The sequence below is a fragment of the Bradyrhizobium sp. UFLA05-89 genome, assembly GCF_059803475.1.
Map to the genome: position 1 here is coordinate 1 of NZ_JBANBA010000175.1, position 11,984 is coordinate 11,984.

Annotated in this window: 9 protein-coding genes and 2 pseudogenes; 9 read left to right on the forward strand and 2 right to left on the reverse strand. The window is 62.9% G+C overall.

Annotated features, from left to right (window positions below):
• The 6 genes from SO139_RS43585 to SO139_RS43610 all read left to right on the forward strand — a co-directional run.
• A partial coding sequence (locus SO139_RS43585; RefSeq protein ID WP_498541972.1) for an ABC transporter ATP-binding protein occupies nucleotides 1–665 on the forward strand: 665 nt, incomplete at its 5' end.
• On the forward strand, nucleotides 662–2,593 hold the full coding sequence (locus SO139_RS43590) for a long-chain fatty acid--CoA ligase (RefSeq protein ID WP_498541973.1): 1,932 nt from the start codon (nucleotides 662–664) through the stop codon (nucleotides 2,591–2,593). The genes SO139_RS43585 and SO139_RS43590, both read left to right, overlap by 4 nt.
• 262 nt (nucleotides 2,594–2,855) lie before the next feature.
• Nucleotides 2,856–3,749, forward strand: coding sequence for a branched-chain amino acid ABC transporter permease (locus SO139_RS43595; RefSeq protein ID WP_449379064.1), 894 nt, complete (start codon nucleotides 2,856–2,858; stop codon nucleotides 3,747–3,749).
• 2 nt (nucleotides 3,750–3,751) lie between these two features.
• Complete coding sequence (locus tag SO139_RS43600) at nucleotides 3,752–4,825, forward strand: branched-chain amino acid ABC transporter permease (protein ID WP_449379063.1); 1,074 nt, start codon at nucleotides 3,752–3,754, stop codon at nucleotides 4,823–4,825.
• 43 nt (nucleotides 4,826–4,868) lie between these two features.
• On the forward strand, nucleotides 4,869–6,152 hold the full coding sequence (locus tag SO139_RS43605; RefSeq protein ID WP_498541974.1) for an ABC transporter substrate-binding protein: 1,284 nt from the start codon (nucleotides 4,869–4,871) through the stop codon (nucleotides 6,150–6,152).
• A gap of 145 nt (nucleotides 6,153–6,297) precedes the next feature.
• Nucleotides 6,298–7,137, forward strand: a complete 840-nt coding sequence (locus SO139_RS43610; protein WP_498541975.1) for an ABC transporter ATP-binding protein — start codon at nucleotides 6,298–6,300, stop codon at nucleotides 7,135–7,137.
• 60 nt (nucleotides 7,138–7,197) lie between these two features.
• Here the strand turns inward: SO139_RS43610 and SO139_RS43615 are convergent, their stop codons facing one another.
• A complete protein-coding gene (locus SO139_RS43615) occupies nucleotides 7,198–8,349 on the reverse strand; it encodes an AGE family epimerase/isomerase (RefSeq protein WP_498541976.1) in 1,152 nt (383 codons plus the stop codon).
• 84 nt (nucleotides 8,350–8,433) lie between these two features.
• Here SO139_RS43615 and SO139_RS43620 point away from each other — a divergent pair, with 84 nt between their 5' ends.
• Nucleotides 8,434–9,657, forward strand: a complete 1,224-nt coding sequence (locus SO139_RS43620; RefSeq protein ID WP_498541977.1) for a phenylacetate--CoA ligase family protein — start codon at nucleotides 8,434–8,436, stop codon at nucleotides 9,655–9,657.
• Nucleotides 9,658–10,024: 367 nt separating this feature from the next.
• Here SO139_RS43620 and SO139_RS43625 read toward each other — a convergent pair whose 3' ends face one another.
• Nucleotides 10,025–10,561 (reverse strand): D-glycero-alpha-D-manno-heptose-1,7-bisphosphate 7-phosphatase, encoded by a 537-nt coding sequence (locus tag SO139_RS43625; RefSeq protein WP_498541978.1) that lies wholly within the window; start codon nucleotides 10,559–10,561, stop codon nucleotides 10,025–10,027.
• Nucleotides 10,562–11,126: 565 nt separating this feature from the next.
• Here SO139_RS43625 and SO139_RS43630 point away from each other — a divergent pair.
• Both SO139_RS43630 and SO139_RS43635 read left to right on the forward strand, forming a co-directional pair.
• Nucleotides 11,127–11,466: pseudogene (locus SO139_RS43630) on the forward strand (phosphomannomutase/phosphoglucomutase); the annotation flags it as partial.
• A pseudogene (locus SO139_RS43635) lies at nucleotides 11,463–11,913 on the forward strand (cupin domain-containing protein); the annotation flags it as partial. The pseudogenes SO139_RS43630 and SO139_RS43635, both read left to right, overlap by 4 nt.
• Nucleotides 11,914–11,984: the final 71 nt, after the last annotated feature.

An 11,984-nucleotide genomic window follows, 5' to 3' on the forward strand; every position in this document is an offset into this window, starting at 1 on the left:
GATACAGGCCGACCGAAGGCCAACTGTTCTACCAGGACCGCGACATCACTGGATTGACGCCGAACGCCCGCGCCTCGCTCGGCATTGGGCGCACCTTCCAGAATCTCGCGCTGTTCCATCATATGAGCGTGCTCGACAACATCATGGTCGGCCGCCATCACCTGCTGAAGAACAATTTCATCACGGGCTCGCTGTGCTGGCTGACCGGCGCGCGCAAGGAGGAGCTCGCGCACCGCCGCAAGGTCGAGGAGATCATCGACTTTCTCGACCTGCAATCGGTTCGAAAAGCGCAAGCCGGCACCCTGCCCTACGGCTTGCGCAAACGCGTCGAGCTGGCACGCGCGATGGCGCTGGAGCCGCGCCTTATTCTCCTCGATGAACCGATGGCCGGCATGAACTTCGAGGAAAAGGAGGACATGGCCCGCTACATCGTCGATCTCAACGAGGAGTTCGGGATGACGGTGGTGATGATCGAGCACGACATGGGTGTGGTGATGGATATTTCCCACCAGGTCATGGTGCTGGATTTCGGCCGCAAGATCGCCGAGGGCGATCCGGCTGCGGTGCTGGCCGATCCCCACGTCAAGCGCGCCTATCTTGGCGAAGAGGACGAGGTGCTGGTCGATCCCGACGACAAGCCCGCGGCCCCGGAGTGCGCGGCATGATGGACTATGCGGGGCGCGTCGCGCAGGCCGACACCTATCCGAAACTGCTGCGGCTGAATGCGAAGGAGCACGGCAGCGAGGTCGCACTGCGCGAGAAGGATTTCGGGCTCTGGCGTCTCTTCACCTGGAGAGACTACCAGAGCCGGGTGCGCGATTTCGCGCTCGGCCTCGTCGAGCTCGGCCTTGGGCGCGGCGACGTCATCGGCATCATCGGCGACAACCGGCCGGACTGGGTCGCCGCCGAAGTGGCGACCCATGCGATCGGCGGTCTGAGCCTCGGACTCTATCGCGACGTGCTGGATGAGGAGGCGTCCTATCTCCTCAACTACGGCGAGGCGCAGCTCGTCTTCGCCGAGGACGAGGAGCAGGTCGACAAGCTATTGGGGCTAGCCGATCGCGTGCCGAAACTGAAGCACATCATCTATTCCGATCCGCGCGGGATGCGGAAATATGACGATCCTCGGCTGATGCCGGCCGAAAAGCTCGCCGAGCTCGGCCGTGCGCGCACCGCGCGCGAACCGGGGCTTTACGACAAGCTGGTGGACGAAACCAAGGGCGAGGACGTCGCGATCCTCTGCACCACCTCGGGCACCACGTCGCATCCGAAGCTCGCGATGCTCGCCGCCGGCCGCGTGCTCGGCCACTGCGCGACCTATCTCGCCTTCGATCCGAAGGGGCCGGACGACGAGTACGTCTCGGTGCTCCCGCTGCCCTGGATCATGGAACAAGTCTATGTGCTCGGCAAAGGCCTGCTCTGCCGGATGAAGATCAATTTCGTCGAAGAGCCCGACACCATGATGAACGATCTGCGCGAGATCGCGCCGACGTTCGTGCTCTTTGCGCCACGCGTATGGGAATCGATCGCCGCCGACGTCCGCGCCAAGGTGATGGACGCGACGCCATTCAAGCAGCGGCTGTTCGATCTTGGCATGAAGACCGGGCTTGCCGCGCTCGCGCAAGGCAAGCATTCGGGCCTCGCCGACATGATCCTGTTCCGCGCGTTGCGTGACCGCCTTGGCTTCACGCGGTTGCGCTCGGCTGCCACCGGCGGTGCCGCGCTCGGGCCTGATACCTTCAAGTTCTTCCAGGCGATGGGCGTGCCGCTGCGCACGCTCTACGGCCAGACCGAGCTGCTAGGGGCCTACACACTGCATCCCGAGGGCAAAGTCGATCCCGACACCACCGGCGTGCCGATGGCCGACAGCGTCGAGATCCGCATCGACAACGCCGACGTCCACGGTGTCGGCGAGATCGTGGTGCGGCATCCCAACATGTTCCTGGGCTACTACAAGAACCCCGAGGCTAGCGTCGCCGACATCAGGGATGGCTGGATGCTGTCGGGTGATGCCGGCTATTTCAACGATAACAGGCAGCTCGTCGTCATCGACCGCATCAAGGACCTCGCGGAGACTTCGCGCGGTGAACGCTTCTCGCCGCAATTCATCGAGAACAAGCTGAAGTTCTCGCCCTATATCGCGGAAGCCGTCGTGTTGGGTGCCGGCCGCGACGCGCTCGCGACCATGATCTGTATCCGTTACTCCATCATCTCGAAATGGGCGGAGAAGAACCGGCTCTCATTCACGACCTATAGCGACCTCGCCTCGCGGCCGGAGGTCTATGCGCTGCTCCAGAAGGAAGTCGAGACCGTGAACGCGACGCTGCCGCCGGCGCAGCGCATCTCGCGCTTCCTCCTGCTCTACAAGGAGCTGGATGCCGACGACGGCGAGCTCACCCGCACCCGAAAAGTGCGCCGCGGCGTCATCAACGAGAAGTATGCGGATATCATCGACGCCATCTATCGCGGCGACGCCAACATCCCCGTCGACGCCGTGATCCGCTTCCAGGACGGCACCACCCAGCGCGTCCGCACCACGCTGCGCGTGGTGGATCTGGACGCCGGCGCGCATATGGCGGAGGCCGCGGAGTGAGCCAGGACGCGCGCACCGCAGCCCCTCGCCTCTCCCCGCTTGCGGGGGGAGGCCGGAGCGCGTCAGCGATCCGGGTGAGGGGGAGCCTCTCCGAGGGCGGTCGCGATGGTCTCGAGAACGCCCGCCAAATTGTGCGAGACCTCATTAGCACCTCGCATGCGGAAGCTTCCCCTCACCCGCCGCGCTCCGGACGATGCTTCGCATCGCTCGGCGCACGTCGACCTCTCCCCGCAAGCGGGGAGAGGCGAAAGGTCCAACGTACATGAACACCGCCTTCCTCTTCCAGCTTCTGGTCAACGGCCTCGTGGTGGGCACGCTCTATGGCGTCGTCGCGATGTCGTTTGTGCTGATCTACAAGGCGACGCAGGTCGTCAACTTCGCGCAAGGTGAGCTCTTGCTGGTCGGCGCCTGGGTGTGCTGGGCGCTGCTGGCGAAATATCAGGTACCGTTCTGGATCGGCATGCCGATGACGCTCGTCTTCATGTTCGTGTTCGGCATCGCAATCCAGGTGCTGATTCTCAGGCCCATGATCGGCGAGCCGATCATTTCGGTGATCATGGTGACCATTGGCCTCTCCACGGTGTTCCAGGCCGCACTGAAATGGATGTTCGGCGTCAACCCGCAGCCGTTCCCGCGGGTGTTCGAAAGCCAATCGGTGAACCTGTTCGGGCTTCAGATCCAGACTGTCTACATCATGAGCCTCGTGGTCTCGGTCGCGATGATGATCGGCATGGCCTGGTTCTTCCGCGCCTCCAAATACGGCCTTGCGATGCGGGCCACCGCGTTCAATCAGCAGGTGGCGCAGTCGCTCGGCATTTCCGTCAAAAGCGTGTTCGCGATGGCCTGGGCAATCTCGGCGACGGTGTCGGCGGTCGCCGGCGTCGTCGTCGCCGTGGTGAACGGCGTGTCGTCGGGGCTGGCGGCCTACGGCATCAAGGTGTTTCCGGCGGCGATCCTCGGCGGGCTCGACTCCGTCGGCGGCGCCGTGCTCGGCGGCATCATCATCGGGCTGCTCGAGAACATCGCGCAATATGTCGACAGCCAGTATCTGCACTGGGGCAATCTCTACGAAATCGCGCCGTTCTACGTCCTGATCATCGTGCTGATGATCAAGCCTTACGGCCTGTTCGGCACCCGTGACATCGAGCGGATTTGACCATGGCCGGCCCCGCCCTCATCCCTGCTGGTGATTTCCGCACGACCTACGCGGCCGACACCACGATTTTCCCGACCAGGACCAGCCGCAACTTTGCGATTGCCGGTGTGCTCCTTCTCTGTCTCGCACCGCAATTTTTCTCCGGCTACTGGCTCAGCATCCTGATTCAGATCGGCATCTTCTCGATCGCGGCTCTCGGCCTCAATATCCTGGTCGGATTCACCGGCCAGATCTCGATCGGGCACGCCGCCTTCTTCCTGCTTGGCGCCTTCACCTCGGCCTATATCTCCAACAACGCGCCGATCCCGGTGTTCTTCGCCATCCCGCTCGCCGGCATCGTTACTGCGCTCGTTGGCCTGATCTTCGGCATTCCGGCGGCACGGCTGAAGGGGCTCTATCTCGTCATCGCGACGCTCGCGGCGCAATATATCCTGCTCGACTTCTTCTCGCGCGCTGAATGGTTCTCCGGCGGCTCGGTGCCGGCCAGCGCCGAGCCGTTCTCGATCTTCGGCTATACGCTGCGCGGCGATAAGCAATATTTCTACGTCGTGCTGGCTTACGTGCTCGCGAGCTACATCCTCGTCACCAATCTGATGCGCACGCGCGACGGCAGAGCGCTGGTCGCGATCCGCGACCACTATCTCTCCGCGGAGATCATGGGCATCAACCTGACGAAATACCGCACGCTATCGTTTGCGCTCGCGGCCTTCTTCGCCGGCATCGCGGGCGCACTCTACGCTCATTACCAGCAGGTCGTCTCGCAGGAAGGTTTTGGCATCGAGCGTTCGATCTTGTTCCTCGCCATGATCATCATCGGCGGCACCGGCTCGATCATGGGCACATTGATGGGCACCGCCTTCGTCGTGCTGCTGCCGGAATCGATGGAATGGCTCAGCCTGCATCTGAAGGGCGGCGCGATCGACCATGCGCTGTCGCTCAACACCAACATCACCTTCCTGCGCGAGATCGCGATCGGGCTCATCATCATCGCGTTCCTGATGTTCGAGCCGGATGGGCTCGCGCATCGATGGCGACAGATCAAGGCCTATTGGAAGCTCTACCCGTTCTCGCACTGAGCGCGGGCAACTCGACCAAAACGATAACAGGAGGAACCAACCGATGAAGACAAAATCCTTTTTGAGCACCGCATCGCTCGCGCTTGCGCTCGCAGCCTTTTCGGCCGCCGCGCAGGCGCAGATCGCGATCGGTCACCTCGCCGACTATTCCGGCGGCACGTCCGACGTCGGCACTCCTTACGGCCAGGCTGTCGCCGACACGTTTGCGTGGATCAACAAGAACGGCGGGATCGGCGGCAAGCAGCTCAACCTCGACACCAACGACTACGGCTATCAGGTGCCACGCGCGATCGCGCTGTACAAGAAATGGTCGGCGCCCGACACCAAGGTCGCGGCGATCATGGGCTGGGGCACCGCCGACACCGAGGCGCTGACCGGCTTCCTCGCGCAGGACAAGATCCCCGACATGTCCGGTTCCTATGCCGCAGCGCTGACCGATCCGGAAGGCACCAGCGGCAAGGCCAAGGCTGCGCCTTACAATTTCTTCTACGGCCCGACCTATTCGGATGCGCTGCGCGCGATGCTGATGTGGGCGGCTGATGATTGGAAGGCCAAGGGCAAGACCGGCAAGCCGAAGTTCGTCCATATGGGTGCGAACCACCCCTACCCGAACGCTCCGAAGGCGGCCGGCGAGGCGCTGGCGCAGGAGCTCGGGTTCGAGGTGCTTCCGCCGCTGGTGTTTGCGCTGACGCCAGGCGACTACAGCGCGCAGTGCCTGAGCCTGAAGTCCTCGGGCGCCAACTACGCCTATCTCGGCAACACCGCGGCCTCCAACATCTCGGTGATGAAGGCCTGCAAGTCGGCCGGCATCGACATCCAGTTCCTCGGCAATGTCTGGGGCATGGACGAGAACGCCGCCAAGACCGCAGGCGACGCGGCCGATGGCGTGATCTTCCCCTTGCGCACTTCCGTGAGCTGGGGCGGCGACGCGCCCGGCATGAAGACGGTGATGGAAATCTCGAAGATGTCGGACCCGACCGGCAAGGTCTATCGCCCCGTGCATTACGTCGCGGCCGTGTGCTCGTCGCTGTACATGAGGGAGGCCCTGGACTGGGCCGCGAAGAACGGCGGTGCGACCGGCGAGAACGTCGCCAAGGGCTATTACCAGAAAAAGGACTGGGTGCCGGCAGGCATGGAGGGTGTCTGCAATCCCTCGACCTACACCGAGAAGGATCATCGCGGCACGATGAAGGTCGACCTCTATCGCGCCAAGGTGACGGGTGCGACCGACGGCGACCTCAACGACCTCATGGCCAAGGGCACGATCAAGCTCGAGAAGGTGAAGACCGTCGAGCTGCCGCGCAAGCCGGAATGGTTCGGGTGGTGAGCTGTACTGCTGCCATACAAACAACTGTCATCCCCCGCGAAAGCGGGGGATCCAGTACGCCGCGGCTTCTCAGGAAGCGTCAAGCGTCTCTGGAATACTGGGTCGCCCGGTCAAGCCGGGCGACGACAGCGGAGAGTGAAGAGACATGACCCAAACCATCGAAGCAGCGCACTCAACGCCAACCGTCGTCGCGCCCGCGCCGCTGCTCAGCGTGCGCAACATCGAGGTCGTCTACGACGACGTCATCCTGGTGCTGCGCGGCCTCAGCCTCGAGGTGCCCAAGGGCGCGATCGTGGCGCTGCTGGGCGCGAATGGCGCTGGCAAGTCGACGACGCTGAAAGCGATCTCCGGCCTGCTGAAGACCGAGGACGGCGAGGTCACGCGCGGCGAGATCATGTTCGACGGCGACCGGATCAACGGTATTGATCCCGACAAGATCGTCCGCCGCGGCATCTTCCAGGTGATGGAGGGCCGGCGCATCGTCGCCGACATGACCTCGCTTGAAAACCTCAAGCTCGGCGCCTTCACCCGCAGCGACCGCGAGGTCGATTCCGATCTCAACATGGTCTTCAGCTACTTCCCGCGCCTGAAGGAGCGCACGGGCCTCGCCGGCTATCTCTCCGGCGGCGAACAGCAGATGCTCGCGATCGGCCGCGCGCTAATGGCACGCCCGAAGATGATCTTGATGGACGAGCCGTCGATGGGGTTGTCGCCGCTCCTCGTGAAGGAAGTGTTCGCGATCATCAAGAAGATCAATCGCGACCTCGGCGTCACCATTCTGCTGGTCGAGCAGAATGCGCGCGCCGCGCTCTCGGTCGCGAGCCATGGCTACATCATGGAACAGGGCAAGGTCGTGCTCGACGGCACCGCCGACGAGCTGCGCGACAACGAGGACGTCAAGGAGTTCTACCTCGGCGGCGCCGGCGACCAACGCAAGAGCTTCAAAAACCTCAAGAGCTTCAAGCGGCGCAAGCGCTGGCTATAGCGTTTTCAAGCGAAGTGGGAACCGGTTCGCGTGAAGAAAACGCGTCAAAACAAAAGCGCTTCACCCCAGCACTTGCTCGGCTTCCGTCACCGCGCAGAGGACGTGATAGAACGACGACGCAGGAATTGTCTCGACGAGCGAGTTGCCGTCTCGGTCGAACTGATCATACCAGCCACCCCTCACGGGATGGCTGAGATAGTGCCGTTCCAGCCGCACCAGCGCCGTGCGCGCCTTGTCCGCTGCACCAACCTCGCCGGATTCAGCCTGCGCGATCCACGCTTTCGCGATCTCGGTCTGCGGCCACAGCCGCCGGGAATGCCGGCGGATGTTGCCGTCGACGTCGGCTTCGTCGATGAGGCAGCCGGTCGCGATGTCGTGACCGCGCACCGCCGTCTCCAGCAGCTCACCGCGATAGCGCCCCGTCGGGCAGCCAGTGATGCGCTCGAACCCTTTCAGAAGCCAGACCCATTCGGCCTGGTGACCGGGCTCGACGCTGACCGGCTCGATCTTCGACCAGTCCTCCTCGAAATATTCGCCAAGCGCACGCTTCTGGTTGTCGTAGAGATTGGCGAGGAACAGCGCGAAGAACTCGCCGGCGCGGTTCTGGAACGACAGGTCGTGCGTCGCGTCAAAGCATGCGATCATCGCCTCGAACAAATGCATATGCGGATTCTGCCGGCGCGGCATCGCCATCGGCAGGCTCTCGTGAACACCGCCATGCGGCGAGCGCAGATGCGCGTCGATGAAGGCGAGCAGCGCGTCCATCTCGGCGCGGACCTGCGCGTCCTTATCCAACGCGTAGACGGTCGCAAGCGCAAGCAGAATGAAGGCGTGGTCGTAGGCATCGCGCCTGCCGTCCAGCACGGCACCTTCCGGCATCAAGCGATGCACATAGCCCGGGCGGCCATCCGGCGCCTTGGCGCGCGCCAGCATGTACTCGAGACCCTTCAGCGCGATCGCTCGGCCTTCCGGATACCAGCCCATCTGCGCGGCCTTGGCATAGCAGTAGATCTGGCGGGCCTGCACGAACACCCGGCGCGGCGCGGCGCGATCCGCCGAGCCATCCTTGTGCAGACGGTCGATGAAGCCGCCCGAGGCCGCATCCCAGCCCTCGCCCGACCACAACGGCAGCGCCTCGTCGATCATCCGCCGCTTCAACCTGGCGACGACATCGGCGGCCTCGTCCGTCGTGATCCCCTGTTCGTTGGCCATTCCACTTTCTCCAGCTCCGGCTGCCGCCCTGATAGCGACGCGCGCGAGGCGGCGCAACGGATGCGAACCAATTGAGGACCAGCCATGACCACCCACTACGACGCCCTTGAGACGCGCGCACTTGACGAGCGCGAGGCCGAGCTGTTCTCGCGCCTGCCGGGCATCCTGCACCATGCCATGGCCGCACCAGCCTATGCCGAGCGCCTGAAGGGCTTCGAGCCGGCCTCCGTGACCTCACGGGCCGCGCTGGCGCGGCTGCCGGTGCTGCGCAAGTCGGAACTGCCCGCCCTGCACAAGGCCTCCCTGCCCTTCGGCGGCTTCGTGGCACACCCGCCCGGGGCATTCGCTCGGCTCTTCACCTCGCCCGGACCAATCTTCGAGCCAGAGGGAACCCAGGCCGACCCGTGGCACGGCGCGCGAGCGCTATTCGCCGCGGGCTTTCGGCCCGGCGACATCGTGCTCAACACATTCGGCTACCATCTGACGCCCGGCGGCTTCATTTTCGACGCCTCCGCGCGGGCGCTCGGCTGCGCGGTGATCCCAGCGGGCCCGGGCAACACGGAGGCGCAATTCGAGCTGATCGAGGCCTACCGGCCGATCGGCTATAGCGGCACGCCGGACTTTCTGAAGATTTTGCTCGACGCCGCAGCGACTACGGGGCGCGACGTCTCCTCAATCAAGCGCGCGCTGGTCTCGGGCGCCGCCTTTCCGCCGTCGCTGCAGGCCGAGATCAAGGCGCGCGGCATCGACGCCTACCAGGCGTTCGGCACCGCCGATCTTGGCCTTATCGCCTTCGAAACCGAGGCACGCGAAGGCATGGTCGTCAACGAGAACGTGATCTTAGAGATCGTCAAGCCCGGCACCGGCGATCCCGTTGCGCCAGGAGATGTCGGCGAGATCGTGGTGACCTCGCTCGACCCGCATCATCCCTGGATCCGTCTTGCGCTCGGCGACCTCACCGCGGCGCTGCCAGGCAAGAGCTCCTGCGGCCGCACCAACATGCGCATCAAGGGCTGGATGGGCCGCGCCGACCAGACCACCAAGGTCAAGGGCATGTTTATCCGCCCCGAGCAGATCGCCGAGATCGGCAAGCGACATCCTGCGCTCGGCCGCCTGCGCCTCGTCGTCACGCGCGAGCGCGAGACTGATGCGATGATGTTGAAGGCCGAGACGGCAGCAGCAAACGAGGCGCTGCGCGCGGAGATCGCAACGACGTTGCGCGCTGTGACGAAGCTCGGTGGCACCGTCGAGCTGGTGAGCCCGGGCGCGCTGCCGAACGACGGCAGGGTGATCGCCGACGAGCGCTAGTGTCTGTGCCGCAAGCCCACGGCGTGCCATGAGCCCGTCGCCCGACGCGACGGCCAGCTCGCGATCATGCGCAAGTCGATGCTAGTCGACACGTGCTCTGATCGGGCAAGCCGGTTGAAGGGCCAGCTTGATCCCACCGAGACAACCCCATGTCGATAGGCGTTGCGGCTCGGTCGCGCTTTGCGGGCGCTTGTCTGGCGCGCTTCGCCGCGTTCGCCCGACTGGCTTCGATTGCCGTTTTGATGCCATCTCGGGACGTCTCGGTGCGGTTTAAGCAATCGCTCGCAACACCTATGGCATCAACCTCTGCCAAACGAGCAACATTCTTGCTGCAAGACAGAGTGACGCTCCTTGTCGATTGCAGCCCTTATTGGATCGCCTTAGACGCGATGGGACGATGGGATCGATGTGCCAAGAGTGGCGTAATGAACGCATGGAGGTTCGCTCCGTCAAACAGATAGGCGGTGACACCAGCCGCTTTCGCCGCATCAAGATCACGCTGTTTGTCGCCGATCATGAAGCTATCGCTAATGTTCACCGGATACCGCTCGAGCAAAGCCTTGATCATTCCGGGTTGCGGCTTGCGGCAGTTACAGAGGCCTCGGTATCGCGCAATTTGGGCATCGGGGTGGTGTGGGCAAAACTCAAAAGCATCGATATGCGCGCCAATGGTGCCGAGCTCACGCAACATCCATTCATGCACATTTCGAACATGCCGCTCCTCGTAAAGACCCCTGGCAACTCCCGATTGGTTCGTCACAACAAACGCGAAATACCCTGCGTCATTGACTGCTTTGACGGCCTGCTGCGCTCCTTCCACCCACCGGATCTTTTTCGGATCAAACGCATAGCCGTCATCCTCATTGAGGACACCATCACGATCCAAAAAAACTGCGGGACGCATATAATCTTACTGGCCCAAGTTGCACCGAACGCACCCCGACATCTTCCGACAATCACCGCCTATTTTCAATACGTAGCGCGTTGCGGCAGGATCGTGCTTTGCCAGCGATCGTCTTGGTCCTACGCATTGCTGCGCGTGCGCCCGATTGGCTTCGCTTTTTCATTAAAGCCGGATCAAACTCACCGTACCCATGCACCCGCGCCTTCTCTGCTAGCGCGATGCTTTCGCCCTCGCCGCTTCTAGGTCCGCCTTTTCCCGCGAGATCTCGTCGCTACTCCTTAGTGCTCGAATCGGAGGTCGCTCATTCAGATCCCGCGCCCAAGGAGCTCCAGATTGAGCTGCAGGTGTTGGAGTGCTGCGATCTGAGCTCGCGCAAGCAGACATCAGGGAGCCCATGAAGGCCATCAATACGGTCCACGTTACGGCTCTACCCATCAGATCGCACGCTGCCAATTTGCCATGGCTGTCGCAGTATTTAGCCCAAGTTCCTTCAGCTAGATGCTGATTGCAATGCTACCATAGTTCGCACCTCAACAAAAAGGCTCGCCCATTCGTTCGGCGAAATGGGCTGGGCGCACTGATCGCGGAACTGGGCGTTCGTCAAGAGATCGTCACCGGCCACGATTTCTGTGGCTATTCAGCCTCCATCAAATATGCGCTGATTTCGGGCTAATGGCGGCGGGCTGCAGGTGCTCGAGATCGGTTTGCGCTCAAGCAGATGGCCGATTTGGCGCGGTTCAATCTCGACGTGTCCTGCGTCGCGATGGTCACGGCCTCGCAGACGACAATGGCTGGACCGGTGTGAAGATGGGCTCCAACCGTCCGCTGACGTTTGGTCCGGTCGAGATGAGCCGACTGAAAAAGATAGTGTTAACGCCGAATTCAAGAACCGGAGCGGCGGCTCCTAGTGGCCACAGCTGGTGCGGTGCTGGTCTCGCGCCAGAAGGACGCCAATTGCCTCAGGCGCCTCGCAACATAACTCAAGAGGATGGCCCCAGGGTCACGGAGAAGCACCTCAAGGTGCATCGGGCTGGGGCAGCTATCAGTCGGTCGACAATGGAGAACGTCACCAGATCAAGCGCATCGTGGTCAGGCCGGGCGGGCGGCTATCGCTCCAGAAGCATCACCTTCGCGCCGAGCACTGGATCGTGGTCCGCGGCGCGGCCCGGGCGACCGTGAACGAGACCGTGAAGGTCGTGCACGAGAACGAATCGATCTACATCCCGCTGGGCGCGGTTCATCGGATGGAAAACCCCGGTAAAATCATGCTGGAGCTGATCGAGGTCCAGATCAACAGCTATCACGGGGAAGACGATATCATCCGGATTGAAGTCGACCATCAAAGATCGTGAACTAGTCCAAGCGATTGTTCTTGTTCGTTTCATTCGTGCTCGGAAGACAGAACGCCCAAGCTGTGCGAAAT